The organism is Domibacillus sp. F004 (genome assembly GCF_057814295.1).
On sequence record NZ_JBVATB010000002.1, the window covers coordinates 280,757 to 306,862 of the forward strand.

The following is a 26,106-nucleotide window of genomic DNA, read 5'->3' on the forward strand; positions in this document are numbered from 1 at the left end:
TGGAGGGGGATGCGATATGGCGTTTGAAGTGCGCGAGTTTCCGGAGTTTTCATGGTCATTTTCCCGTCATAAAACGATGCTGACATGTGCACGCAAATATGGGTATGAGTATTATAGAAGTCATAACGGCTGGCTTTATGATGCAGATGAATCAGTCAAACACGCCTATAGGCTGAAGAAGTTGACCAATTTGCCCATGGCGTTCGGACAGATTGTACATGAACTGGCAGAAAGAGCAGTGAGGCTGTTTTTAAAACACGGGCATGTGATGACACAAGTGGATTTGATCGAAGAAGGGCGGACGATGCTTAACCGGGCGTATATAGATTCACGAGACCGTAAACAGCTGTGGATGCAAAAGCCGGCCCGCTATAAAATGCTGTATGACATGTATTATGAAGGGGAATTAAACCGGATGGAGGCAGAAGAGTACCGGAGCCGTCTTCCCATTGTGTTCGCCAATTTGCTGGCGAGCCGTTCCTTTCAAGATATAACGGAACGTCCACAGACGATGCAGTTTCAACAGGCGGAAGAATTCCGGTTTATGACGATCGACGGCGTAAAAATTTTCATTGTGATGGATTTAGTGTACCGTGATAGAGAGGCTGGGAAATGGGTCATTGTCGACTGGAAAACAGGAAAAGAAGCAGAAGACGACCGAAGCCAGCTTGCGTTGTATGCGTATTACATCATGCAAAAATACAAGGCAGGAATAGACGAAATTGAGATTCGGAATGAATATGTTCTGACTGGAGTGCAGCGTGTGTACCAGTTGAAGGAAACGGATATTGAACGGATGCTTTCCAAAATGAAGCAAAGTGTCCACGTGATGCACCGCTACCAGCTCGATATCATTTCGAACGAACCGGTCGACCTTGACGACTTTCCCCGGACGAAATACGAGCAGCGTTGTGAGAAGTGTAACCATAAAGAAATATGTTTGGCACAGCTATGAAGCTGTGTCTATTCTTGTTTGAAAACGACGGAATAAGGCAAAATAAACAGTAGGGTGCATTGAGGGAGGTTATACATGTGGAAATCGTAAAAGTAAACGGTACGGTCAATATGAAAAAGCTGATGATAAGCGTTTTAGTACCGGTTGTTGGCGGTTCCATTATTGGAGCAATCGCCAATCAACATACACGTGAAAAGTATCGGAAATTGAAGAAACCATCCTTTTCACCTCCAGGTTGGGTATTTCCTCTCGTGTGGACGGGCCTTTATAAAACGATGGGTATTGCCGAGTACCGAGTTTTAGCAAAAGCAAAGAATAAAGCAGAAAAGGAAAAAATGCTCATTCCATACGACATTCAACTCGGTTTTAATTTTTTATGGTCATTTTTGTTTTTTAAATGGGGACTGCGGGGGACTGCGTTTATCGAAATGGCGGCAATGCTAGGGGTCATCACATGGACAACATATGAATTTTATCAAGTTGATCAGCTCGCGGGTCATTTAATGATGCCTTATATTGCCTGGGTCATGTTTGCGCTCGGCTTAAACTATTCTATCTGGAAGCAGAATAAGTCTTACTCTTAAAAAAGAGTAAGACTTTTTTTTTATAAAAGTGGTCACGAATAAGGCGTAAACGGTCAAAAATAGAAGAAAGCCCCTTTTCCAGGATCCTGGAAAAGGGACTTGTTCGCTATTTTACTGCAGATTCAATTTTTCTTTTTAGCCTAGTTCTTTTATTTAGCACTAGTATAAACACAGTGTTAGTACTGTGTAAAATCAGATTAAGTCATAATTTCCTATAAAGAAATGAAGAGATATGTCGATATAAAAAGGAGAAGAATGTACGGCAGGGGTGAAAAAGGATGATTGAACGAACGGGAGACGGTGTTTCGCAGACGGTCATGAACGTGAGTCAGGCGAAAGAAACAAAACCGGACGTGCCAATGCAGCAAGGGGCAGAAAACGTAGTGGAGCAGCCTGTTCCGATAAGAGAAGAAGAGTTTGCAAAGTTTGCGGAGCAAGTTAACACGTTTTTGCAGCCGACGCGGACGCATGTTCAATTTGAATATCATGATGATTTAAAAGAATATTATGTTGTGGTTGTGGATGATATGTCCAAGGAAGTTGTTCGGGAAATCCCACCGAAAAAGATGCTCGATATGTATGCGGCGATGACGGAGTTTATCGGACTGCTTGTCGACAAAAAGGTATAAGGAGAGGGCGATTCGAATGGTTATGCGTGTTGGTGGATTGGCAAGCGGGATGGACATAGATTCCATTGTTAAAAACTTAATGACAGCGGAACGGATGCCGCTTGATAAATTAAAACAGAAGAAACAAGTGCTCGAATGGCAGCGTGATGACTACCGCTCGATGAATACACTTTTGCTTGATTTTCGGACAGAACTGACACAGATGAAACTCACAACAAAATATCGAGCGCGTACGACTACATCATCAGATGAAACGAAAGTGAGCGCGACAGCTACAAGTGCAGCATCGCAGGCGTCTTATTCGATTTCAGAAGTAAAAGCTCTTGCAAAAGCGGAAAACTGGGTGACAAACTCGATTGGTAGTGTCGATGGAACGAAAGAACTTGCGGCTCAAATGCCAGATTTTACGAAATGGTTAGGTGGTGCTGTTGGCAGTAAAACATTAACCCAAAAGGGAACGGACCCGCTAAGTTTAGGAGTAGATGCTGGGACGGTTCAAGAAGCCGAGTTTGCTAAAATGTCGGTAAAAGTAAATGGTGTTTCTTATCAAATGGTGGGGCTTGGAGATACGTTTGATTCAACTAAAAATCAAGCGAAAATTGACAAAGATGGGAATATAACATTTAGTCATACAATTGAACCAAATTCTACGGTGAAAGTTGATTACATTTCAGTCGCTCAAAATGGTGAAAAGTATGCTGATTTTTCAATTACAGCTAAATCCTCAAAAGGCGATGTGAAAGAAAAATTCCTTATCAGTTCTACAGAGACATTGAACCAAGTAGTCAATAAAGTAAACAGTTCTAATGCAGGCGTATCAATGTTTTATGATACGGTAACGAATAAAATTTCGTTAATGCAAAAAGAGACAGGTGATTTTAATAACGGTGCCGGTAATATCACTATAAGCAGTGCTGCTATTGATGCTGCTATTGCTACTGTTATCGATCCTGATAACCCTACTCCGGCTGAAACTGACGCGATTAATACAGCTAGAGCTGAATCTTTTATTACATCAGCATTGAAGCTGGATAAAACAGCCACTCCGAGTATTGTTACAGCAGGAGCAAATGCAGTATTTACGATCAACGGTCTTGAAACAAATCGTTCAACGAACACGTTCGACATGAACGGTGTCACGATTACATTAAAAAAAGAATTCACTGATGGAGTTTCGGCTAACTTATCTATCAACAACGATGGCAACGCGGTCTATGACAATATTAAGTCATTCGTTGATAAATACAATACGCTGATTGGTGCGATCAGCTCCAAAACGTCTGAAGAAAAGTATCGTTCATACACGCCGCTGACAGATGAGCAGCGTGAGCAGTTAAGTGATAAGCAGCAGGAGCAGTGGGAAGAGAAAGCGAAGAGCGGTTTGCTTCGCCGTGATTCAATATTGACCGGCGTGCTTTCGAATATGCGCAGCAATTTCTCACAGCCTGTTTCAAATGACCTGATCGACCCGATGTTCAAGCAGTTAGCGTCGATCGGCATTGCAACAACAGCAAACTACCTTGAGGGCGGGAAACTGGAAATTAATGAAGCAAAGTTGAAAGAAGCGATTAATAACAATCCAGATGCAGTTGAATCATTGTTTCGCGGCGGCGGTGATTCATCGGCTGCTTCGGAAAAAGGGATTGTGCACAGGCTGTATGATACGGTGAATGCCACGATGGATAAACTGAAAGAGCGTGCGGGAAATTCATTCTCGACGAATCAGCAGTTTGCGCTTGGCCGTCAGCTGTCAAACATCGACAGCAGTATTACACGGTTTGAGAGCCGTTTGATTCAAGTAGAAGATCGGTATTGGAGACAATTTACGGCAATGGAAAAAGCCATTCAACAAGCAAACTCACAATCAAACTATTTAATGCAACAATTTAGTATGTAATTATTCAGATAAAAGGAGTCGTTACAATTGGCGATGAACCCACAACAGGCATATGCAAATAACTCGGTTACGACAGCTTCTCCGGGTGAACTCACATTAATGCTTTATAATGGCTGTATTAAATTTATCCGCCTTGCCGAACGGGCGATGGCGGACAAGAATATTGAACAAAAAAACGTGAACATTCAAAAAGCACAGGCCATTGTGCGCGAACTGAGCATTACGCTCAAAACGGATACAGAGGTAGCGAAAAATATGCTCGCGCTTTACGAATATTTATATACACGCCTTATTGAAGCGAACGTTCAAAATGATCCGGCTATTTTGAAAGAAGTGGAAGGATTTGTGACGGAGTTTCGCGATACATGGAAGCAAGTCATTCAAGAAAACCGCCGCATTCAGCAAGTTGGTGCGGGCGGACGTGTGTAATGACGCCGGTTCAAGACTGTCATAAAATGACCAAGCGGCTTCTTGATTTATTGGAAGTGGTTGAAAGTAACCGTGACAGTCAAATTGAAGAGACAGAAGGGCTGCTTGATCAGCGGGCGGCCATCTTGCCTTCCATTAAACCGCCGTTTACAGCAGAAGAGCAGGTACTCGGGCGTGAAATTATACAGATGAATAAAGAGATTGAAGCACGGCTGAACCGATTGAATCATGCGGTGAAAGAGGATCTAAAAGAAGTCAGTATGAAAAAGCAGTCGATGAGTAAATACTCAAATCCGTATGAGTCACTGCAAACAGATGGTGTTTTTTACGATAAGCGCAATTAAAAATCCGGTGCTGCATAAGCCCGGATTTTTCTGATCATTTAAAAATAGCAAGAACACCTTTCGCGATCTCGCTCGTGTCGCCGATTAAAATCTGATCCGCTTGCTGACGAATACTTGAAACAGCGAGTTGAATCACTTCTTTTGATACATCCGTATCACTCATTAAAGATAATCCCTTTTTCAAATTATCTTCAAGTACATTAGCATTTGTTAGCTCATGTTCAATGGCTTCGTAGTAGCTGCCGACTTTTGTCAATTGACCGGTGACCTGTGTGACAGCATTTTGGATTTTGGGGAATAGTTTACGCGCTTCCTCAACAGGGTCCAGTTTGGCATTTTTTAATCCAAGTGTTTCCGTATTTGTTTTCTGAAGTTCAATTTCCATCGTTACACCGGAAGAACCGCCGGCAATTTGAATTTTCTTATCGCTGCCAAACAAATTAATCGTATTAAATTCCAGTTGATTGGCTGTATCATCAATCGTATCGAGAATTTGATCAAGCTCCATCTGAGCAGCTTTTCGATCTTCATCGTTCAGCGTGTCATTCGAACTCAGGACAGCTAGCTCATATCCCCGATGAAGCTGTTTTGTCACATGATTCAAACCTTCATCAGCAGCACTAAGGAGCGATAGTCCATCTTGCATATTGCGCTGTCCTCGTTCAAGGCCGCGTACTTGCGCTTTAATCGTTTCAGAGATGGCGACACCCGTCGGATTTTGGCTGGCTTTGCTAATCTGGGAACCGCTTGAGATTTTTTCCATTGATTTCTTCGCTTGAAGATTATTTTTTTCATAACGTGACATGGAGTAGGTAAAACTCTGCAATCTCATGTTTATATTCACCCTCTATTTATTAGGATATTCATTACATTGTATATCGGTCAAAAGATAGAATTATTAACAGCATTCTAAAAAATATAAGCGGGATGTGAGTAAGTTGAATAGAAAACGGGCAAGGGATATGTATATTCAAAACACTATTGCGACAGCTTCACCGGCTGAAATGGCTTCTCTCCTTTTAAAGGAAGGCATAACGTGTATGAAAAAAGCGAAAGCTTCAATAGAAGATTCGAACCGTTTCGAACAAAATTTGCATTTGAAGCGGGCACAGCAATGCCTATTAGAGATCGTTCCCTTTTTAAATGAAAAGACAGAAGAAGGGAGGTCTGTATCGGTTGTCTATCGGCATATCAATTCGATGCTGGTGGAGGCGAATGTAAAGAGTGATGTGGTGCTTATTGATGAAGCAGAAAGAATGGTGTCGTCTTTATATGGAGCATGGCAAGACAGCCGAAAGCCACAATAAAATAGTTTGAAAATTCGACAAATTAATTTAAGGATTAGGAAGGATTATAAAGGGTATATAAAGAATAGTAAGAGTATAGCAAGACAGCAATTAGTTGAAGGAGGAGTTCTGTATGAAGAACTATAACATTCGCGGTGAAAATATTGAAGTGACTCCGGCAATCCGAGAGCACGTAGAAAAGAAAATCAGCAAGCTGGAGCGTTATTTCACCGAAACTCCTAATGCGAATGTGCATGTGAATTTAAAATTATATAATGATAAAAATGCAAAAGTGGAAGTAACAATTCCAATGAAAGAGCTTGTTCTTCGCGCTGAAGAACGCAATCCAGACTTATATGCAGCGGTTGATTTGATTATAGATAAACTGGAGCGTCAAATCCGCAAACATAAAACGAAAGTAAACCGTAAATTCCGTGAAAAAGGCGAGCCGCAAGATTACTTTGCTATCCTTTCAGACAATGCGTCTGCCGAGGAGCAGGATGATGATCTTCAAGTTGTCCGCACAAAACAATTTGAACTAAAACCGATGGATGAGGAAGAAGCTGTATTGCAAATGAACTTACTCGGCCACAATTTCTTTATTTATACAGATGCTCAATCTGATAGTACCAACATCGTATACAAGCGAAAAGATGGCAAATACGGTTTAATCGAAACAACTTAAGGAAAAGAAGTCAGGGAAGTCCGCTATAGCGGACTTCTTTTTTATAGAGGCCATTCGTGGTATGATTAGTTTCGTGATTTTGCAAGAGGGGGAAATGATGAATGTCAATTGGACGAAATGATCTATGCCTATGTGGCAGCGGAAAGAAATATAAAAAATGCTGTGGGAAAATAGAAGGGGCTGCGATCCTGAGTGTATTAGTAGAAGAGTGCAGCGATATACAGCGTGAACTGATCGATTATGCGATGGAAAAACATTCCGCGGTGCTCAAAAAACAATTCCAGCCGCTTCTAGAAGAATCTGAGACACTGCGTAAAAATGAGCAGGTGTTTCTCGTAACCTTTGAAATTTGGGCTATTTTAACACAGGTATTGAAAGGGAATGAAACCATTTTAACGGAGTTTGTGAAGCGCCGCGTTCCGTCTATTACACGGAAGCGGACAGCGGAAATTGTGGCATCGTGGACGGATTACCGGTTTATGACTGGTGTGATTGAATCAAGTGAAGGCAAAGTGTATCATGTTCGCGATCTATTAACGGATGATATGTATACCATTCGGGCGCTTAAAAGTGTATCACTTGAAGGAGCCTTTGTGACCGGTGCGCTTTTGCCGCATGAATCGGACTATACGTTTTTTATGACTGATTTTCATTTTGAGCCTGCGCGTGTCGATGCGATGACGAAAGCTGTTCGAGAATTGTACGAAGCTTCTCCGTATGAGGATACACAGTCGTTCTTTACAAACATGTTCATGGTGGTAATGGATCGCCTATTCACTATATATGAAGAACAGCAAAATGCAGTGGATATAGAGGCATTAACGTGGCTGAAAGACGCTCATCGTGCGACTGCGGACCATATTGCCGAATCGTTTGAACAAGAAAAAATTGAGCAGCCGATTGTGCAAACGGCGGTATTGCTTTGGAATTATTACTGCAGCCAAGAAGATCCAACTGTCCGCAAACCGGAAGTCTTTACAGCCGCTCTTCTCTCACTGATGCAATCGCATGGTATTGTGGATAAGGAAGAATCGAAAGCAGCCATTGCCGGCCGATATTCGATTTCTGTTTCGACCCTATCAAAACGGTTGAAAGAAATGGAAGCTGTACTTGAAGAAAAGCTAAAACCTGCGGCAGAAGTAGAGCAGGCGGGGCAGCAGTAGACCATATAAGTGTACGCATCCTTTTAGAAGTGGTAATATTAAATAGGAAAATTGTAAAGGTTTTACCCTGTTGAACCTGAAAAGGAGCGTTTATAAATGGGTTTATTAGAAAAAGTATTTGATGCGAATAAAAAAGAAGTCAAAAAACTTGAAAAAATGGCAGACAAAGTAGAAGCGCTTGCTGATAAGATGGCGGCGCTTTCGGATATTGAGCTAAAAGCAAAAACAGCTGAATTTAAAGAACGTTACCAAAAAGGCGAGTCACTCGACGCTATGCTGTCAGAAGCTTTTGCTGTTGTGCGGGAAGCAGCGAAGCGTGTACTGGGACTTTATCCATACAAGGTGCAGTTAATGGGGGGGATCGCTCTTCATGAAGGCAACATTTCTGAGATGAAAACGGGGGAAGGGAAGACGCTGACGGCAACGATGCCGGTGTATTTAAATGCGCTTTCCGGTAAAGGGGTTCATGTTATTACAGTCAATGAATACTTGGCGTCCCGCGATGCAGAAGAGATGGGGCATCTGTATGAATTTCTTGGCTTAACGGTTGGATTGAACTTAAATAGCTTGTCAAAAGAGCAGAAAAAAGAAGCGTACGCGACAGATATTACGTACGGAACGAACAATGAGTTCGGTTTCGATTATTTGCGTGACAATATGGTGCTGTACAAGGAACATAAAGTGCAGCGGCCGCTTCACTTTTCCGTTATTGATGAAGTGGACTCTATTCTCATTGATGAGGCGCGGACTCCTCTTATCATTTCCGGCCAGGCCGCAAAGTCAGCACAGCTGTACATCCACGCTTTTTCATTCGTTCGCACGTTGAAAGAAGACGAAGATTTTACAGTTGATATTAAAACGAAAAGTGTTCTTTTAACAGAAGATGGGATGACGAAAGCGGAGAAAGCATTTGGCATTGAAAACTTATTTGATTTAAAGCATGTTGGGCTGAATCATCATATTGTGCAAGCGTTAAAAGCACGTGTGACGATGCACCGCGATGTTGATTACGTTGTGCAGGATGACGAGGTCGTCATTGTAGACCAATTCACCGGCCGTTTAATGAAAGGACGGCGTTATTCCGACGGGCTTCATCAGGCGATTGAGGCAAAGGAAGGCGTCAACATTCAAAATGAAAGCATGACGATGGCGACGATTACGTTCCAAAACTATTTCCGTATGTATGAAAAGCTATCCGGTATGACAGGGACGGCGAAAACGGAAGAAGAAGAGTTCCGCAATATATATAACATGCGTGTTGTGGCCATTCCGACGAACCGTGACATTCTCCGTGATGACCGCGCAGATTTAATATACGCGTCGATGAACGGAAAATTTATGGCGGTTGTAGAAGATATTTATGAACGCTATCAATTAAAACAGCCTGTTCTTGTCGGAACGGTAGCCATTGAAACGTCTGAACTAATTTCCGCTCATTTGAAGAAAAAAGGTGTTCCGCATAATGTATTGAATGCCAAAAACCATGAAAGTGAAGCGGAAATTATTTTAAATGCCGGTCAGCCCGGAGCGGTGACAATTGCAACGAATATGGCTGGACGGGGGACGGATATTAAGCTGGGCGAAGGTGTAAAAGAGCTCGGAGGTCTTGCCGTTATTGGCACAGAACGCCATGAATCCCGCCGGATTGATAATCAGCTGCGCGGACGTTCAGGTCGTCAAGGAGACCCGGGTGTGACACAATTTTATTTATCGATGGAAGATGAATTAATGCGCCGCTTCGGTTCGGACAATATGAAGACGATGATGGAAAAGCTGGGCATGGATGATTCACAGCCAATTCAAAGTAAAATGGTGTCACGCGCAGTTGAATCTGCTCAAAAACGTGTGGAAGGCAACAACTTTGATGCACGGAAACGTCTTCTTGAATACGATGATGTGCTTCGTCAGCAACGCGAAATCATTTACAAACAGCGCGATGAAGTATTAGATTCAGAAAACTTGCGCACGATTATGGAAGAAATGGTTAGAAAAGAAATCGCTTCAACGATTGCTGTGCATGCGAACGATGGGGATGAGGCAGAACCATTTGATGTATCAGGCATTACAGATACGATAAATGCGAATTTGCTTGAAGAAGAGGCCCTTACAGAAGAAGAATTACGAGGCAAAGATTTAGATGCAATCAGCGGGATTATCTGGGATAAAGTTGCCGCACGTTACAATGCGCGTGAAGAGCAGCTTGGTTTTGAGCAAATGCGTGAGTTTGAAAAAGTCGTTCTTCTTCGTGCCGTTGACTCTAAATGGATTAATCATATCGATGCAATGGATCAGCTTCGTCAAGGGATTCATTTGCGGGCTTACGGACAAATCGATCCGCTCCGTGAATATCAAAATGAAGGCTTTGCCATGTTTGAAGCGATGATTGAAGCAATCAACGCAGAAGCGTCGAAATACGTCATGAAAGCGGAAATCCGCAGCAACCTTGAACGTCAAGAAGTGGTGAAAGGCCAAGCGGTTAATCCGAAAGAGGATGAGGGCGCAAAAAAGAAAACGCCACTTCGGAAAGCACCGGAAATTGGCCGAAACGAACCATGCCCATGCGGAAGCGGCAAGAAATATAAAAACTGTCACGGGCTGCAAGAATAATCCGCCTATCCGCATATAGCGGGTTGGATTCGCATGAAATGATGGTGCATGCACGCGCTAATCAAACTAAAAATTAACAGAGGTGTATCGTATGGAATTATTTGAAATTCGTAATGAGCTAGACAATTCAGCTGGAAAATTGGCGGACTTTAGGGGGTCTCTTTGACTTAGAAAACAAAGAGGCAAGAATGGCGGAATTAGAAGAGCGGATGACAGATCCGGAATTTTGGAATGATCAGCAAAGCGCTCAAACCGTTATTAATGAATTAAACGGATTGAAAGAACTCGTAGTGGAATACAAAGATATGGTCGAAACACATGAAAATCTTGAAATGACCCATGAGTTATTAAAAGAAGAAAACGATGAAGACTTGCACAAGGAACTTTCCAGTGAAATGAAGGAGTTTATGAAGCGTCTCGCGGATTATGAACTTCAGATCCTTCTCAGCGAACCGCATGATAAAAACAATGCGATCTTGGAGCTTCATTCAGGCGCAGGCGGCACGGAGTCGCAGGATTGGGCGTCTATGTTACTGCGCATGTATACACGCTGGGCGGAAAAACGCGGATTTAAAGTTGAAACGCTTGATTATTTGCCAGGGGATGAAGCGGGTGTTAAAAGTGTGACGCTGCTTATAAAAGGTCATAATGCGTATGGCTATTTAAAAGCAGAAAAAGGGGTGCATCGCCTCGTCCGTATTTCACCATTTGATTCATCAGGCCGGCGTCACACCTCTTTTTCATCATGTGAAGTCGTGCCGGAATTTAACGATGAAATTGAAATCGAGATTCGGACAGAAGATTTAAAAATCGATACGTACCGTGCGAGCGGTGCCGGCGGTCAGCATATCAATACAACAGATTCTGCTGTTCGGATTACCCATCTTCCTACAAACGTTGTTGTGACGTGTCAAACGGAACGTTCACAAATTAAAAACCGGGACCGTGCGATGAACATGCTGAAAGCAAAATTGTATCAGCGCAGACTGGATGAGCAGGCAGCGGAAATGCTAGAAATTCGCGGTGAACAAAAAGAAATTGGATGGGGGAGTCAGATTCGTTCGTACGTCTTCCACCCTTATTCAATGGTAAAAGACCATCGTACAAGTGAAGAAACAGGGAACATTCAAGCGGTGATGGACGGCGATCTTGATAGCTTCATCAACGCATATCTTCGTTCTCGTATCTAAAAAAATCCAAGTGCTGCTATAGGAGGCAGTACTTGTTTCCATAATGGTTTTTTTTTTTGAAAAGAGGGAAAAGTGAAATCGTGCCAGTTTTGCCATTTTACCAAATGTTTTAAATCTGGTGAAATTGGTATACTAATGAAGGCACGAAAAAAACCATTTTCGAAGAGGGGGCTTTTTAGAATGGAATTGAAAAAATCATTGCTTGCGCTTATTCTCGGTTCATCCGTAGCACTTGCAGCATGTGGCGGCGGAGATGACGCAGCACAAGACGCAGAAAATGCGGTTGATGAGGCAGAACAAAACACGGAAGAGGCTGTGGATGAAGCACAGCAAAACACAGAAGAGGCCGTTGATGAAGCGGAGCAAGGCACAGAAGACGCTGTTGATGAAGCGACACCGGAAGAAGGTGCCGATGACGCAACGACAGCAGCAGCCGGTGAAGAAGTGTACAAGCAAAGCTGCCTAAGCTGTCATGGCGGTAATCTTGAAGGCGGATTTGGACCGGCGCTTGACAAAGCGGGTGCAAATTACAGCAAAGATGAAATTTTAGACATTATCCATAATGGTAAAGGCCAAATGCCAGCAAATGTCGTGGAAGGCGAAAATGCGGAAGCAGTTGCCGCATGGCTCGCAGAGAAAAAATAATAGAAAAAAAGGGTTTATCTTAATCGTCATGCGATTGGGATAACCCCTTTTTTTTATGTATAAAAACCGGCACCTTTGCCACCCTATGGAAAGGGGAGGTGTAGTTTATATGGCAATTTGGCAAAGCGGTAAAGACGATCCGTTTGCTTTTGCAAAGTCGGAGAACACGAAGCAACAAAGCAATGATAGTAGTCCATTTTCTCTTTCTGCGGCTGAAAACACAAAGCATCTTCAGGATTTGCTCGGCCGGCCGGCCGATTTAAAAGAGCGAACCTTTTTATATGAAAAAGTGGAAGGCCGGCTTTTGTATTTAGAAAATATTGTGAGTTCTCTACGGATCGAGGAAGCTATTCTCCGACCCCTTTCGGAAACCTCTATGCCAAATGCGGAAGATTCGCTGACGGTGCTGGAACGGGAGGAAAAAGCAAATCCAGATGAAGCCATCGCCGCGTTATTGCAGGGAAAAGTGCTTCTTTTCTTTGAAGGACGTTCGGTATGCATCGCGTGTGGTGTGGAAACCTTTCTTTTACGCGCTATTACAGAGCCAGCGAATGAAAAAGTGATCCGCGGGGCCCACGATGGCTTCGTTGAAAATTTAAACACGAATATATCCTTAATAAGAGAGCGGATTAAAAGTCCGGGACTCATGATTGAATATGTACAAGTCGGGAAAAAAACCAATACGCGTGTGGCCATTATTTACGAAAAAGAAATCGCGAATCCGGAGCTGGTCAAGGAAGTTAAGCGGCGTGTAGACAGCATTGACACGGACGAACTCTTTACCCCCGGGTTTCTAGAAGACATGGTCGAAGATTCAACGATTTCTCCCTTTCCGCAATTTTTGAATACAGAACGTCCGGACCGGGCGATGGCCAATATAATGGAGGGCAGAATTTTGTTATTTGGAGACGGGAGCCCGACAGGTCTTATCATGCCAGTCACTTTTTTTGCTCTGTATCAGTCTCCAGATGATTACAATGCCCGCACGTTACCAGGCTCTTTTTACCGGCTGCTCCGGTTTTGGTCCTTTTTAATCGCGATCCTGCTGCCCGGTTTTTATATCGCCATCGTTGGCTTTCACTTTGAAGTGCTGCCAGCCGATCTGATCTTAACGATGAAAGGGGGCGTTCAGACCATTCCGTTTCCGCCGATCATTGAAGTACTGGCAATGGAAGTAGCCATTGAAATTATCCGGGAAGCCGGTGTGAGGCTTCCAACCCCAATCGGACAGACCATCGGGATTGTGGGCGGTATCATTATCAGTGAAGCCATTGTCGGCGCCGGGTTTGCCTCGCGTACGACTGTGATTGTCGTAGCGCTCACGGCGATTTCATCTTTTGTCGCGCCATCATCGGAAATGAGTACAGCGACCCGGCTTATTCGTTTCCCCTTAATGATCTTGGCTTCTTTACTTGGCTTTTACGGACTGATGTTTGGCATCGTGCTCCTTGTGATGCACTTATGTAAACTTGAATCACTCGGCAAACCTTATTTTGCACCAATGGCTCCTTTTAATTTAAAAGATATGCTGAGGGATACGTTTATTAAACAGCCTGCCTGGAAGAAGAAAAAACGGCCGCTCGACAGCGCTCCAGTAAAAGAAGGTCTCGATTTCGGTTCACGAGAGTGGGTGAAAAAGTGAAATCGCCCGCTACGATTTCGCCTGTTCAGTTGTTTTGTATCATCTTGCAGACGCAAATAGGCATTGGCCTTTTATCCTTACCTTACGACGTGCAAGAAAAGGCGGGGAAAGAGGCATGGCTTTCTATTTTGCTTGCGGGTCTTCTCATACAAGGAATGATTGCGGTCATGTGGCTGCTTTCGTCACGTTTTCCGGGGCTCACCATCTATGAGTTTGTCCCGCTTCTTGTTGGAAAAATAATCGGTACGGTCATAAAGAGCCTATATGTTCTTTTCTTTTTTGTGATCTTGGCCCAGCAGCTGGCTCTTTTTTTGGCGATATCATCCAACTGGGCCTTTCCGCGAACACCGCATATCGTCATTGCAGTATTGATGCTCGCCGTATCGGTTTACCTCGCAAAAGAAAATATCAGGATCATTGCCCGATTTTACGTTCTGGCTTCTTTTTTACTCGTGTTTGTTTTACTGGTGCTCCTTCCGGTCATTCCACACTTTGACATACAATACTTGCTTCCGTTTGGTTCAAATGGAGTGAAGGACATTGTGATGGGCCTGGAGAAAACCGTTAATTCATTTATCGGATTTGAGCTTTTGCTTTTTTTGTTCCCTTTTACAGAAGGATCCAGCAAAGTGAAATGGAAAGCCGTTGCCGGGGCACATGCGCTCTCCACCATCATCTATGCCTTACTTGCTTTCTGTGCTGCTGCTATATTCAGTCCAAAAGAACTAAAAACCGTGCCGGAACCGGTTCTCTATGTATTGAAAGAAGTGGAACTGATTGTCATTGAACGGATTGATCTTCTCTTTTTAACCATATGGGGCGTGTTGGTGATTACCACGCTTATCAGTTATTTGTATATCGCCTCGACCGGACTGACACATCTCTTCAAGTTGAAAGAGCACAAGAAACCGCTCTATGTATTAGCCGTTCTCGTGATTCCACTGGCGATTTCGAGTGAAGATCGATTGGAGATTACAAGGATCGGGGATAAAATCGCTACCGCATATATCGTTCTTTTCGTTGTCATCCCGATCATTCTGCTCATGGTTGCGTGGATCCGAAAAAAAAAGGAGGCGTCGGTGTGAGAAAATGGGTTGGATTAGGGCTGTCCTGCCTGCTGCTGGCTGGCTGCTGGGATGAACGTCAGTTAAAAGAGAGAAATATTATCTTCGGAGCCGCCATCGATGCGCCGTCAAAAGAAGACATCACGTTTACCGTTGACGTTCCAGAACCCGGCAACGAGCAAACGCCGGCCTCTACAGTACAAGTGATATCGGCGAAGGGAAAAACAGTTCAAAAGGGTGCGCGTGAAATCGATCGTAACATAGGTTACGGGATGGAAATAGGAAAAATACGTGTTGTACTTATTAGCAAAGAATCGGTGCAGCAAGATGACATTTATCGGCTGCTTGATGCCTTCTATCGGAATGCGGAAAGCCCGCTGAATGCCTATATTATCATTACAGAAGGGAAGGCGGAGTCTTTTTTCAGAAAGGAACTAGAAGGAGCGCCGCTGTACAGTACCTATTATCACAACCTGATTGAAAGTGCGGAAAGCTTGACCATCGTACCAAAGACGAATCTGCAGCGATTTGCTTCACCGCTTTTTGATGAAGCCGAAGAAGATACGATGGCCCCGCTGCTTACTTTTAACGAAGAAAAGAAGATGGCGGAAGTAAAAGGAACAGCCCTTTTTAATGGTCAGCGTATGAGCGGTGAATTGTCTACAGCAGAAACGACCATCTTGCTTTTAATGAAAGATGAAATAGGGAAAGTGGCCTCGCTCACATTCCCGGTGGAAAAAGAACAGAGTATTACGTTTCGGATTGAAAAAATGAAACGGAAAATAAACGTCCACGTGCCGAAGGACGGGCCGGCATCGGTTGATTTATCGTATGAATTTAGCTACCGCGTGACCGACTATCCGCCAGATCATTTAGAGGAACAAAAGACAGTGAAAAAAATCAATAAAACAATCTCCGGCGAAATCGAACAGTCGATGGAAAAAACGATGGATAAAATCAAAGAAGCCGAATCCGACGTGCTAGGCCTCGGACTGAGGATCAATGCAAAGGATCCGGAGCGGTTTAAACAATTAAAATGGGAAACTGCCTATCCCGAAGTGGAAGTCAACATTAACGTGAAAGCAGAGATCATCGAAAGCGGAATTACGTTCTAATGTCCCGCAGATCATGAAACCAGGAAAAGAAAAAGACGATGAGAAAGCAAGTTGAATCACTCGGCAGGCCTTATTTTGCGCCACTGGCGCTATTTCGTCTAAAAAAGATATGTTTTCATGTTTTCAAACAGCCTGCCTGGAAAAGGACCAAACGGCTGTTGGACAGTCCTCCAATAAAAGGAAACACCGAGTTCGGTTCAAGAAAGTGGGTGGAAAAATGAAATCGCCCGCCACGATTTCGCCTGTTCAGCTGTTTTGTATTATCTTGCAAGCACAAATAGGGATTAGCCTTTTATCCCTTCCTTACACCGTTCAAGAGGAAGCGGGAAAAGATGCATGGATGTCCATTTTGCTTGCTGGTCTTTTCGTACAAGGAGGTATTACGGTGATCTGGCTGCTTTCGTCGCGTTTTCCGGGCCTCACATTATTTGATTTTGCACCCCTTCTTGTCGGAAGAATCATCGGTACCTTGTTGACGATGATGTATATTCTTTTCTTTTTTGCGATGATTTGGTATGAGTTGTCTTTATTTCTGGCTGTATCATCCAACTGGGCGTTTCCACGAACACCGCATGTCGTCTTTGCGGTGTTGATGGTGGCGGTATCAGTTTACCTTGCCAAAGAAAATATAAGGATCATTGCACGATTTCACGTTTTGGCTTCTTTTTTACTCGTATTTATTTTACTCGTGCTCCTTCCGCTCCTTCCACACTTTGAGATGCGATACTTGCTTCCATTTGGTTCAAATGGAGTGGGGGACATGATGAGAGGCCTGACTACACAAGCTGCTACTTCGTTTGCAGGATTTGAGCTTTTGCTTTTTTTATACCCTTTTACGGAAGGATCCAAAACAGCGAAATGGAAAGCCGTTGCCGGGGCAAATGCGGTCACCACCATCATCTATGCATTACTCGCTTTCTGTGCTTCTGCTATATTCAGCCCAGAGGAAATAAAGGTCGTACCGGAGCCGGTTCTCTATATATTGAAAGAAGTCGAACTGATTATCATTGAACGGATTGATTTACTCTTTTTGACGATCTGGGCTGTGTTTGTTTTGACATCGATTATCAGTTACTTGTATGTGGCCTCCATTGGACTGACGCACTTTTTAAAGACGAAAGAGCACAGGAAACCGCTCTATGTGTTGGCTGTTCTCGTGATTCCACTGGTGATTGCGAATGAAGATCGGTTGAAGATCATGAAGATCGGGGATAAATTGAATAGCGTCTCCCCAGTTGTTCTCTTTGTCATCCCGATTATTCTGCTCATGGTTGCATGGATCCGAAAAAAAAGGGAGGAGTCAGTGTGAAAAAATGGGCTGGATTGGGGCTGTCCTGTCTGCTGCTGGCCGGCTGCTGGGATGAACGTCAAGTAAAAGAGACAAACATTATCTTTGGAGCCGCCATCGATGCGCCGTCAAAAGAAGACATAACGTTTACCGTTAGCGTTCCAGAACCGGGCAGCGAGCAAAAGCCGGCCTCCACAAAACAAGTAGTTTCGGCGACAGCAAAAACAGTTCGAGAGAGTGCGCATGAAATCGATCGTAAACTCGGTGACAGGATGGAAATGGGAAAAATGCGTGTTTTACTTATTAGTAAAGAATCGGTGCAGCATGATGATATTTATCCGCTGCTTGATGCTCTCTATCGGAATGCATCAAGCCCGTTGAATGCCAAAATCATTATTACAGAAGGGAAGGCAGAATCTTTTTTCAGAAATGAACTAGAAGGAGAGCCGCTGTACAGTACCTATTATCACAACTTGATTGAAAGTGCGGAAAGCTTGACCATCGTACCAAAGACGAATCTGCAGTTATTTGCTTCGCCACTTTTTGATGAAGACGACGGCGAAGCGGCGATGGCCCCGCTCCTCGCATTTAATGAAGAAAAGAAGCTGGCGGAAGTAAAAGGAACAGCCCTTTTTAATGATCAGCGTGTGACCGGTGAATTGTCTCCAGCAGAAACGACCATATTGCTTTTAATGAAAGATGAAATGGGGCAAGACGCTTCGCTGACATTCCCGGTGGAAAAAGAACAGAGTATTTCGTTTCGGATTGAAAAAATGAAACGGAAAATGAACCTCCACATACCGAAGGACGGACCGGCAACGGTTGATTTATCATATGAATTTAGTTACCGGGTGACCGACTATCCGCCGGGTCATTTAGAGGTACAAAAGACAACGAAAAAACTCAATAAAAAAATCACTGATGAAATCAAACAGTCGATGGAAAAAACGATGGATAAACTAAAAGAAGCCGAATCGGATGTCTTAGGCATCGGGCTTAGTATAAATGCAAAGGATCCGAAGCGGTTTAAACAGTTGAAATGGGAAAAAGCCTATCCGGAACTGAACGTTAACATTAACGTGAAAGCAGAGATCATCGAAAGCGGAATTACGTTCTAAATTTTCAATGTGAAATAGGAAAATACGGCACTACAGGTGGAACAAAGTAATCATCCTGAAGAGCCTATTTGAAAACGTCCATCTGGGCGTTTTTTTTGTTGAAATAAGGAAGGATTTGTTACAGTTTGAAATGAATCTGTAACATATTCTTTTTAATGTGACAAATGAAAGAATGCTATAATGTTTTGGGAGTCGAAAACAGGGTAAATATGTCGGCTAAATAAAAAAACAAGGTGATCCAATGATTGAGATGCAAGATGTGACAAAAAAATATCCAAACGGGGTCACGGCGCTCTCAAATGTGGATGTTACGATTAGGCAAGGCGAGTTTGTGTATATCGTTGGTCCGAGCGGTGCCGGAAAATCGACCTTTATTAAATTAATGTATCGTGAAGAAAAGCCGTCAAAAGGCACTGTCATTGTGGGCGGCATTAATACGGCTGCACTTAGACAGCGGTCCATTCCAATGTTGCGCCGTCAAGTCGGTGTTGTCTTTCAAGATTTCAAATTGCTGCCGCTCTTAAATGTGTATGAAAATGTGGCATTTGCCCTTGAAGTCATTGAAGAAGAGCCGTCGGTTATTTACAAACGGGTAATGGAAGTACTTGATCTTGTCGGATTGAAACATAAAGCGCGCATGCTGCCGACGGAATTATCAGGCGGGGAACAGCAGCGGATCGCGATTGCGAGATCGATTGTGAACAATCCGAAAGTCGTAATTGCGGATGAACCGACCGGAAATCTTGATCCAGATACATCGTGGGACATTATGAGCTTGTTTGAAATGATTAACGAACGCGGGACGACGATTGTAATGGCTACGCATAATAAGGAAATTGTCAACACCATTCGACGGCGTGTTATTGCGATCGAAAACGGACGGATTGCCCGGGATGAACAGCGGGGGGATTACGGTTATGAAGCCTAGAACAGTCCGTCGCCATTTTAGAGAAAGCTTTAAAAGTTTACGCCGTAACGGCTGGATGACATTTGCTTCAGTATCAGCTGTGACCGTGACATTGCTTTTGACCGGTGTTTTTCTTGTGATCATGCTGAATTTAAACAAAGTTGCGACAGACATTGAAAATGATGTAGAAGTGCGCGTTCATATTAAACTACTTGCTGAAGAAACAGATAAAGAGCAGCTCCGCAGGCAAATAGAATCGATACCAGAAGTAGAAAGCATCGACTATTCTTCAAAAGAAGAAGAACTGCAAAACATGATTAAAGACATGGGCAGTGATTTTTCTTTATTCGAACAGAGCAACCCGCTTTACGACGTCTTTATTGTGAAAACAGCGCGTCCGCAAGATACACCGGATGCGGCACGGAAAATCGAACAGTTTGAATACACAGAAACCGCTGTTTACGGTGAAGAAAAAGTAGAGAGTTTGTTCAATTTTATGAAAACAGCCCGGAACGTAGGAGCTATACTCGTAGTTGGATTATTGTTCACAGCAATGTTTTTAATTTCCAATACCATTAAAATAACCATTTTTGCCCGTCGAAAAGAGATTGAAATTATGAAACTTGTTGGGGCAACGAATGGATTTATCCGCTTTCCCTTTTTATTGGAAGGGTTATGGATTGGTCTGCTCGGTTCGCTCATTCCTATTGCGTCCGTTGCGATCGGTTATTATTATGCAGAACAGGCCCTTTCTGCCCGTATGTCTGCTCACTTTATTGAATTCATCGGCTACTTGCCGCTCGTACTGCCGGTAACAGGTTTGCTCTTACTCATTGCCATTTTTATCGGCAGCTGGGGCAGTTTCATTTCAGTTAGACGATTTTTAAATGTATGAGAGTAGTAGATACAGGAATGAGAGGGGAAAAGAAGTTGAAAAGACGTTCTTATATGACGCTTATGATTGCGGCGTCAATTGGATTTAGTTTTACAGGGGAGGCTTTTGCTGCGAATCTTTCTGATCTTGAACAACGCAAGCAGGAGATTCAGTCGCAAAAATCCGGTTTACAAAGCGATATTACAGAGAAAGAACAACAAATTTCAAAACTGCAGCAGCAGCAAGATCAAGTCACAGCGGAAATTCGTAAACTGGATCAAGCGATAGCAGAAACGGAATCGAAAATCCGTGCGAAAGAAACAGAAATAGCGAAAACGAAAGCGGAAATCAAACGCCTTCAAGCTGAAATTGAAGAGTTGAAAATCCGTATTGCTGAGCGGACAATCGTCCTAGAAGACCGTGCGCGTGCTATTCAACAAAGCGGCGGTTCTGCCAGTTACATAGATGTTTTGCTCGGTGCAGAAAGCTTCAGTGACTTTATTAACCGAGCTACGGCTGTCACAACGTTGGTAAACGCAGATAAAGAAATTTTGGAAGAGCAGGAGAAAGATAAAAAACAGCTTGAAGAAAATGAGCGCAAAGTAAAAGAGCAACTCGTAAATTTAGAAACGATGCTCAAAGAACTGGAAGCGATGAACGCCCAGCTTGCTGAAAAACGCACAGCGAAAAACAAGGTCATGAAAGGGCTTGTGGCGGATGAACATGAAGCACATAATACAAAACTGAGTCTTGAAGAAGAGCAGTCATTGCTTGAATCACAGGAAGCATCAATTCAAGCAGCGATCAAAGCAGAACAAGGACGTGTAGCTGAGCAAAACCGTCTTGCCAGAGAAGCGAAACAACGAGCAGCAAAAGAAACAGCGCAAAAAGCAGCTGCTCGATCTGTTGCTCAAACGCCCGCAGCTTCTGCCCCTTCTACAGCAGAAACAGCGCGTTCAACCGCTGCCCCGGTTCAGTCTGGCGGCATGTTTATGCGCCCGGCACAGGGAAGCTTTACATCTGGATTTGGCACACGTGACCTTGGCGATCATAAAGGTGTCGACATTGCTAACAGCGCAAGTGTCCCGATTGTAGCGGCAGCAGACGGTGTCGTTAGCCGTTCGTATTACTCCGATACGTATGGAAATGCTATCTTTATTTCGCATTCGATAAACGGTCAAGTATACACCACTGTGTATGGCCATATGTCAGAACGTATTGTCGAAGGCGGCAGTGTTCAAAAAGGCCAGACTATCGGCTACATGGGCAATACCGGTCGTTCATTCGGTCAGCACCTTCACTTTGAAATTCATAAAGGTCCATGGACACTAGGCAAAGAAAATGCCATCGATCCAGCTCAATATATTAATTTTTAAATGTTTACAGGGTTATCTCAAAAGAAATAGTTGAGATAACCCTTTTTTTTTTGCAATCGAATCCTATACGATAATTTTTCTCTTTTGGGGAATAATGAGAATCGTGAACAGTTTAATTTATTGAAACAGCAGAGAGGTGAATCGATTGTATGTCTTAAATTATGTGGCTTTTGCAATGATTGCTATCCTATTTTTCCTTTTCATATTCATGCTTTTTGGCTGGCGCTGGGTTGTTAAACGAATGGTTAAAAAAATGGGGAAAATTGCTTTAACGGACAGCTATCAAGAAAATATTATGGAATTAATGCCGGGCCTGCGGCATATGGGCGTTCAAAATGTACTTGAAAATAGCTTGCGTGCAGAAACAGGAGATCTCCTTCACCGTCCAATGGGCTCTTCCAAAAAATGGCCGCATTTTGATCCGATTACCTTTATCCCTGCCCAGACAACACCGTTTCCAATAGATAGTGAAGAAGATGTAGATACGAAGGTAACGATTGGCCCAAAAGCAAAAAAACCAATGGAAATAAAGATTCCGTTTATGATCAGCGGGATGGCTTACGGGATCGCCCTTAGTGAAGAAGTAAGGCTGGCTCTGGCTAAAGCAGCGAGCAATACGGGAACCGCTATTAATTCTGGTGAAGGGGGAGTCATGCCAGAAGAGCTGGAGACAGCAGATAAGTTTATTTTACAGTTTTCAAAAACAAAATGGGCAAAAGAAGAGGACGTTATTAAGCGGGCAGACATGATTGAAATTAAACTGGGACAAGGTGCGCTGGCTGGAACGGGCGGGAAAATATCGCCTAAAAATTTAACCGGCCGTGCCCGTGAAGTGATGGGCCTGAAGGAAAATGAGGATGCCGTCATTTTTGAAAATTTTTATGAAAATCAAACAATAGAAGATTTGCAAGGACTTGTTGAAAAGCTGCGGAATCTATCAGGCGGTGTCCCGATTGGTGTGAAAATAGGAGCTGGCGGTAAAATTGAAGAGGATATTGATCACATATTAAGCATGGGTGTTGATTATATTGCGATTGATGGCGGACAAGCGGCCACACTCGGTGCAGCGCCCATTTTATCCGATGACTTTGGCATACCAACCTTGCATGCGGTTGTCCGGGCCGTTAATCATCTGGAAAAGAGAAAAATGAAGGAACAAGTAAGTTTAATTGTCTCGGGAGGGCTTTTTAATCCCGGCCACTTTTTAAAAGTACTGGCGCTTGGTGCTGATGCTGTTTATTTAGGGTCTGTTATGTTATTCACTGTCGCACATGACCAAACCTTGAATGCATTGCCGTTTGAACCGCCTACGCAAGTTGTGTGGAATGAAGGGAAATTTAAGAACCAATTTAAGCCTGAAGAAGGAGCAAAAGCAGCAGAAAAATTTTTAACATCCTGTACCGAAGAAATAGAAACGGCATTAAGAGCAATGGGAAAACGATCTTTAAAAGAGCTGTCAAAAAAAGATTTAGTCTCTTATGATCAATTGACGGCGAAAATGGTTGGCATTCCCTTTTCATTTGAACCATTGGAGCCGACGGAAAAATCTTTTGAAAAGACAATTGATAAGAAAACTACACTATTTGAAAAATTAAGATTTAAATAAAGGATTGGCGACCCGGATAGGCTGACCGCCCTGCCGATGATTCTCTTCCTGCATATTCTGTAAGAGTAGAGAGCAGGGAGGTGGATTGGCATGAGTGGACAAAAAGAAAATAATTTCGGCGGCGGCTTCGCATTAATCGTTGTTCTGTTCATCTTGCTCATTATCGTCGGCGCAGCGTACATTGGCTGGGGAAGCTAACACATGAAAGCCGCTAGGTAAGCGGCTTTTTTTATTTTTCATCCGTCAATATATGAAATGATCATAAATGGATCATATGATAATATAGTAGGGAGAAGGAGACGATATGGAATTTATTCAAATCGCGAATGTCACCCTGCCTGTTCAACAGCCGGCTGTTATCATTGCTTTATTTGGTGCTTGGTTGTACGCGCGTATCCAATATGGAAAATCGTTTGCGGACCGCTTTGGCAATACTGTTTTTTTATTTATAATGGTTTGGAAATTCAGCATCATTCTTTTTCAATTCCCGCTCGTCATACAAGCACCAATGTCCATTCTCTACTTTAACGGGGGCATATACGGATTTTGGCTGGGACTAGCTGTCGCCCTTTTATATACATATATAAAAAAGATGCCTCCGTTTAAAACGGCAGGAATGTGGGCAGCAATCACTATCTTGTATCCGCTTGCTTTATCCGTCTTGGCTGAAACATGGACGGTTTGGACGATTGTGCAGGCAGCAGGAAGCATCCTTTTTTTCTTTGTGGCGAAAGAAGGACTAGAGCGTGCACTCACATTGCTCTTATTTTGGCAGCTGCTCTTTTTATCAGCAGAAGGCCGTCTTATTGGGATGCCATCACTCGTATACATAATCGTCACAGCTTATTTCATTATTTGGAGGAAGAAAAGATGAATAAAAAATGGTTGGGCGTCCTTTTACTAGCCTTTTTAATCGGAATGGCTGGGTTTAATTTGTACAGTGACCGGAAAGATGTCACCGAAATTGAAAACACTGGGATGGTCGTTAATGACGACGTAACAGGTATTGCACAAGGCGAGAAAGCACCTGATTTTACCGTAAAAACGATGGAGGGCAAAGAAGCAAAACTGTCTGACTATGAAGGGAAAAAAGTGTTTTTAAATTTCTGGGCAACATGGTGCCCGCCGTGTAAAGCGGAAATGCCGCACATGCAGTCGTTTTATGAAGAGAAGCCAGAAAACATTGAAATACTTGCGATTAATTTAGAAGAAAGCAATAAGAAAATCAGCGAATTCGTTGATCAGTATGGTTTAACGTTCCCAATTTTACGGGATGAAGACGGGAAGGTAGCTGAAACATTTGAAGTGTACACGATTCCGACAACGTATGTGTTAAATGAAGATGGCATCGTCCACCAAAAAATTGTCGGTCCGATGGATGAACCGATGATGAAAGAGTTAATAAAAGAGTAATCCGTCTATTACAGGCGGATTTGTTTTTGTACAAATTCAGGAATATAATGAAGAGGGAAAAGGAGTGAAAAAATGTGGATTCATTTAATACGAAAGCCATACATGGCAAAAAATTGCCATCATCGATTCGAAGTAAAGTAACACCTATATATCAAACATCGGTGTTTTCATTCGATAGTTTAGAAGAGATGGAAGGCTATTACAGTGGGGATTCCCCTTATTTATACACGCGTGTTGGCAATCCAAATGCGGATGAATTGGCACATATCACTGCCCGTCTTGAAGGAGCGCCTGCAGGCGTGGCTGCATCTTCTGGTCTTGGTGCTATTATGGCTGCTGTGCTTGCCGTGGCGAAAAGCGGTGATCATCTTGTCGCCGCGCACGATGTATATGGCGGCACCTTTTATATGTTAAAAGAAGAGCTAGCCCGAATGGGGATTGAGACGTCATTTGTGGATTTTGAAGATCAACAAGCGGTGGAAGCGGCGATTCGTCCGGAAACGGTTCTTTTATATACAGAATCGGTGACTAATCCATTTTTACGTGTTGAAAATTTGGAAGCAATGACGGCGGTTGCCAAAAAACATCAACTTGTTTTGATCGTTGATAATACGTTTGCCACCCCTTATCTCGTTCAGCCGTATGCGCTTGGTGCCGACCTTGTTGTTCATTCAGCGACGAAATACATTGGCGGGCATAGCGATGTATCGGCCGGCGTTTTATGCGGAAAAGAAGAATACGTTGAATCGGCTCGCAGCCGCATTGTGAACATCGGGTTAAATTTAAGTCCATTCGAATCATGGCTTGCGTGCCGCGGAGCGAAAACACTCGGCCTCCGGATGGAAAGACAATCGGCGAATGCACAAAAAGCAGCAGATTGGCTTGTCTCACATCCAAAAGTAAAAAAAGTATTTTATCCGACGACCGTATCTGACAAAGGAAACGGTGCGATTATCACGATTCATCTTGCAGATGATACCGATGAATCTGCTTTTTTTCGTTCACTAGGCTGGATTCAGCTTGTTCCATCACTTGCGGGAGTGGAAACGACCGTCTCATGGCCGTTCGGTACATCCCATCGTGCTTTGTCACCGGAAGAAAAGAAGGCAGTGGGTGTATCAGAAAAGACAGTCCGTATCTCGATCGGTATTGAAGAAGCAGCGGATATTATCGCCCAGCTTGAGAATGCACTAACCCGTGCTTGACGAAAAAGTGTCTTGACAGCTAACGTTCGTCCAAGCTTTCTGTTACAATAAAGGGAAGAATTGTATGCAACGTTTTGGAGGGAC

At 43.4% G+C, this 26,106-nt stretch carries 26 protein-coding genes; 25 read left to right on the forward strand and 1 reads right to left on the reverse strand.

Annotated elements, in window-relative coordinates; genetic code table 11:
- Nucleotides 1-16: 16 nt before the first annotated feature.
- From ACZYRN_RS06895 to fliT, 6 genes are all read left to right on the forward strand, one after another.
- A complete protein-coding gene (locus tag ACZYRN_RS06895) occupies nt 17-955 on the forward strand; it encodes a PD-(D/E)XK nuclease family protein (RefSeq protein WP_488910793.1) in 939 nt (312 codons plus the stop codon).
- A 77-nt stretch (nt 956-1,032) separates the two neighbouring features.
- Nucleotides 1,033-1,539, forward strand: a complete 507-nt coding sequence (locus ACZYRN_RS06900) for a TspO/MBR family protein (RefSeq protein ID WP_488910794.1) — start codon at nt 1,033-1,035, stop codon at nt 1,537-1,539.
- A gap of 278 nt (nt 1,540-1,817) precedes the next feature.
- Nucleotides 1,818-2,168 (forward strand): flagellar protein FlaG, encoded by a 351-nt coding sequence (gene flaG, locus ACZYRN_RS06905; protein ID WP_488910795.1) that lies wholly within the window; start codon nt 1,818-1,820, stop codon nt 2,166-2,168.
- A 16-nt stretch (nt 2,169-2,184) separates the two neighbouring features.
- Nucleotides 2,185-4,065: a flagellar hook-associated protein 2 gene (locus ACZYRN_RS06910; RefSeq protein WP_488910796.1), complete on the forward strand. Its 1,881-nt coding sequence runs from the start codon at nt 2,185-2,187 to the stop codon at nt 4,063-4,065.
- Between the two features lie 33 nt (nt 4,066-4,098).
- On the forward strand, nt 4,099-4,494 hold the full coding sequence (gene fliS, locus ACZYRN_RS06915) for a flagellar export chaperone FliS (RefSeq protein WP_488911125.1): 396 nt from the start codon (nt 4,099-4,101) through the stop codon (nt 4,492-4,494).
- Nucleotides 4,431-4,838 carry a flagellar protein FliT gene (gene fliT, locus ACZYRN_RS06920; protein ID WP_488910797.1) on the forward strand — a complete coding sequence of 136 codons (408 nt, stop codon included), beginning with the start codon at nt 4,431-4,433 and terminating at the stop codon, nt 4,836-4,838. The genes fliS (ACZYRN_RS06915) and fliT overlap by 64 nt, the downstream gene beginning before the upstream one ends.
- A 34-nt stretch (nt 4,839-4,872) precedes the next feature.
- Here fliT and ACZYRN_RS06925 read toward each other — a convergent pair whose 3' ends face one another.
- Entirely contained in the window at nt 4,873-5,670 is a 798-nt protein-coding gene (locus ACZYRN_RS06925) for a flagellin (RefSeq protein ID WP_488910798.1), read from the reverse strand.
- A 106-nt stretch (nt 5,671-5,776) separates the two neighbouring features.
- Here ACZYRN_RS06925 and fliS (ACZYRN_RS06930) point away from each other — a divergent pair, with 106 nt between their 5' ends.
- The 19 genes from fliS (ACZYRN_RS06930) to ACZYRN_RS07020 all read left to right on the forward strand — a co-directional run bounded on the left by fliS (ACZYRN_RS06930) (nt 5,777) and on the right by ACZYRN_RS07020 (nt 26,022).
- Complete coding sequence (fliS, locus tag ACZYRN_RS06930) at nt 5,777-6,145, forward strand: flagellar export chaperone FliS (RefSeq protein WP_488910799.1); 369 nt, start codon at nt 5,777-5,779, stop codon at nt 6,143-6,145.
- A gap of 112 nt (nt 6,146-6,257) precedes the next feature.
- Entirely contained in the window at nt 6,258-6,809 is a 552-nt protein-coding gene (gene hpf, locus ACZYRN_RS06935) for a ribosome hibernation-promoting factor, HPF/YfiA family (protein WP_488910800.1), read from the forward strand.
- 101 nt (nt 6,810-6,910) lie between these two features.
- Complete coding sequence (locus ACZYRN_RS06940) at nt 6,911-7,972, forward strand: SEC-C metal-binding domain-containing protein (protein WP_488910801.1); 1,062 nt, start codon at nt 6,911-6,913, stop codon at nt 7,970-7,972.
- Nucleotides 7,973-8,068: 96 nt separating this feature from the next.
- Entirely contained in the window at nt 8,069-10,579 is a 2,511-nt protein-coding gene (secA, locus tag ACZYRN_RS06945; protein WP_488910802.1) for a preprotein translocase subunit SecA, read from the forward strand.
- Nucleotides 10,580-10,670: 91 nt separating this feature from the next.
- A protein-coding gene (gene prfB / locus ACZYRN_RS06950) for a peptide chain release factor 2 (RefSeq protein WP_488910803.1) occupies nt 10,671-11,769 on the forward strand; the annotation gives its coding sequence in 2 pieces (ribosomal slippage) (nt 10,671-10,742 and nt 10,744-11,769; 1,098 coding nt in all).
- Between the two features lie 180 nt (nt 11,770-11,949).
- Complete coding sequence (gene cccB / locus ACZYRN_RS06955; protein ID WP_488910804.1) at nt 11,950-12,414, forward strand: cytochrome c551; 465 nt, start codon at nt 11,950-11,952, stop codon at nt 12,412-12,414.
- A 109-nt stretch (nt 12,415-12,523) separates the two neighbouring features.
- A complete protein-coding gene (locus ACZYRN_RS06960) occupies nt 12,524-14,056 on the forward strand; it encodes a spore germination protein (protein WP_488910805.1) in 1,533 nt (510 codons plus the stop codon).
- On the forward strand, nt 14,053-15,141 hold the full coding sequence (locus tag ACZYRN_RS06965; protein ID WP_488910806.1) for a GerAB/ArcD/ProY family transporter: 1,089 nt from the start codon (nt 14,053-14,055) through the stop codon (nt 15,139-15,141). Before ACZYRN_RS06960 ends, ACZYRN_RS06965 begins: the two co-directional genes overlap by 4 nt.
- Entirely contained in the window at nt 15,138-16,235 is a 1,098-nt protein-coding gene (locus tag ACZYRN_RS06970; RefSeq protein WP_488910807.1) for a Ger(x)C family spore germination protein, read from the forward strand. Before ACZYRN_RS06965 ends, ACZYRN_RS06970 begins: the two co-directional genes overlap by 4 nt.
- 217 nt (nt 16,236-16,452) lie before the next feature.
- Nucleotides 16,453-17,544, forward strand: coding sequence for a GerAB/ArcD/ProY family transporter (locus ACZYRN_RS06975; protein ID WP_488910808.1), 1,092 nt, complete (start codon nt 16,453-16,455; stop codon nt 17,542-17,544).
- Nucleotides 17,541-18,641 carry a Ger(x)C family spore germination protein gene (locus ACZYRN_RS06980; RefSeq protein WP_488910809.1) on the forward strand — a complete coding sequence of 367 codons (1,101 nt, stop codon included), beginning with the start codon at nt 17,541-17,543 and terminating at the stop codon, nt 18,639-18,641. The genes ACZYRN_RS06975 and ACZYRN_RS06980 overlap by 4 nt, the downstream gene beginning before the upstream one ends.
- Nucleotides 18,642-18,882: 241 nt before the next feature.
- Nucleotides 18,883-19,569 (forward strand): cell division ATP-binding protein FtsE, encoded by a 687-nt coding sequence (gene ftsE / locus ACZYRN_RS06985; RefSeq protein ID WP_488910810.1) that lies wholly within the window; start codon nt 18,883-18,885, stop codon nt 19,567-19,569.
- The gene (gene ftsX / locus ACZYRN_RS06990) at nt 19,559-20,443 is read left to right on the forward strand and encodes a permease-like cell division protein FtsX (RefSeq protein ID WP_488910811.1); all 885 of its coding nucleotides are present in this window, start codon (nt 19,559-19,561) and stop codon (nt 20,441-20,443) included. Before ftsE ends, ftsX begins: the two co-directional genes overlap by 11 nt.
- Nucleotides 20,444-20,478: 35 nt before the next feature.
- Nucleotides 20,479-21,798, forward strand: a complete 1,320-nt coding sequence (locus tag ACZYRN_RS06995; protein WP_488910812.1) for a murein hydrolase activator EnvC family protein — start codon at nt 20,479-20,481, stop codon at nt 21,796-21,798.
- 175 nt (nt 21,799-21,973) lie between these two features.
- Entirely contained in the window at nt 21,974-23,404 is a 1,431-nt protein-coding gene (locus tag ACZYRN_RS07000) for an FMN-binding glutamate synthase family protein (protein WP_488911126.1), read from the forward strand.
- Between the two features lie 90 nt (nt 23,405-23,494).
- A complete protein-coding gene (locus ACZYRN_RS07005) occupies nt 23,495-23,602 on the forward strand; it encodes a YjcZ family sporulation protein (RefSeq protein WP_488910813.1) in 108 nt (35 codons plus the stop codon).
- A 106-nt stretch (nt 23,603-23,708) separates the two neighbouring features.
- The gene (locus ACZYRN_RS07010; protein WP_488910814.1) at nt 23,709-24,278 is read left to right on the forward strand and encodes a hypothetical protein; all 570 of its coding nucleotides are present in this window, start codon (nt 23,709-23,711) and stop codon (nt 24,276-24,278) included.
- Entirely contained in the window at nt 24,275-24,817 is a 543-nt protein-coding gene (locus ACZYRN_RS07015) for a redoxin domain-containing protein (protein WP_488910815.1), read from the forward strand. Before ACZYRN_RS07010 ends, ACZYRN_RS07015 begins: the two co-directional genes overlap by 4 nt.
- 74 nt (nt 24,818-24,891) lie before the next feature.
- A complete protein-coding gene (locus ACZYRN_RS07020) occupies nt 24,892-26,022 on the forward strand; it encodes a trans-sulfuration enzyme family protein (protein WP_488910816.1) in 1,131 nt (376 codons plus the stop codon).
- Nucleotides 26,023-26,106 lie beyond the last annotated feature (84 nt).

Coding starts and splice junctions, on each gene's coding strand:
- flaG (WP_488910795.1), top strand. CDS start 1,818: ATGATTGAACGAACGGGAGACGGTGTTTCGCAGACGGTCATGAACGTG.
- cccB (WP_488910804.1), top strand. CDS start 11,950: ATGGAATTGAAAAAATCATTGCTTGCGCTTATTCTCGGTTCATCCGTA.
- secA (WP_488910802.1), top strand. CDS start 8,069: ATGGGTTTATTAGAAAAAGTATTTGATGCGAATAAAAAAGAAGTCAAA.
- ACZYRN_RS06895 (WP_488910793.1), top strand. CDS start 17: ATGGCGTTTGAAGTGCGCGAGTTTCCGGAGTTTTCATGGTCATTTTCC.
- fliS (WP_488911125.1), top strand. CDS start 4,099: ATGAACCCACAACAGGCATATGCAAATAACTCGGTTACGACAGCTTCT.
- ACZYRN_RS06960 (WP_488910805.1), top strand. CDS start 12,524: ATGGCAATTTGGCAAAGCGGTAAAGACGATCCGTTTGCTTTTGCAAAG.
- ACZYRN_RS07015 (WP_488910815.1), top strand. CDS start 24,275: ATGAATAAAAAATGGTTGGGCGTCCTTTTACTAGCCTTTTTAATCGGA.
- ACZYRN_RS07005 (WP_488910813.1), top strand. CDS start 23,495: ATGAGTGGACAAAAAGAAAATAATTTCGGCGGCGGCTTCGCATTAATC.
- hpf (WP_488910800.1), top strand. CDS start 6,258: ATGAAGAACTATAACATTCGCGGTGAAAATATTGAAGTGACTCCGGCA.
- ACZYRN_RS07010 (WP_488910814.1), top strand. CDS start 23,709: ATGGAATTTATTCAAATCGCGAATGTCACCCTGCCTGTTCAACAGCCG.
- ftsE (WP_488910810.1), top strand. CDS start 18,883: ATGATTGAGATGCAAGATGTGACAAAAAAATATCCAAACGGGGTCACG.
- ACZYRN_RS06925 (WP_488910798.1), bottom strand. CDS start 5,670: ATGAGATTGCAGAGTTTTACCTACTCCATGTCACGTTATGAAAAAAAT.
- fliT (WP_488910797.1), top strand. CDS start 4,431: ATGGAAGCAAGTCATTCAAGAAAACCGCCGCATTCAGCAAGTTGGTGC.
- ACZYRN_RS07000 (WP_488911126.1), top strand. CDS start 21,974: ATGATTGCTATCCTATTTTTCCTTTTCATATTCATGCTTTTTGGCTGG.
- ACZYRN_RS06975 (WP_488910808.1), top strand. CDS start 16,453: ATGAAATCGCCCGCCACGATTTCGCCTGTTCAGCTGTTTTGTATTATC.
- ACZYRN_RS06910 (WP_488910796.1), top strand. CDS start 2,185: ATGGTTATGCGTGTTGGTGGATTGGCAAGCGGGATGGACATAGATTCC.
- ACZYRN_RS06940 (WP_488910801.1), top strand. CDS start 6,911: ATGTCAATTGGACGAAATGATCTATGCCTATGTGGCAGCGGAAAGAAA.
- ftsX (WP_488910811.1), top strand. CDS start 19,559: ATGAAGCCTAGAACAGTCCGTCGCCATTTTAGAGAAAGCTTTAAAAGT.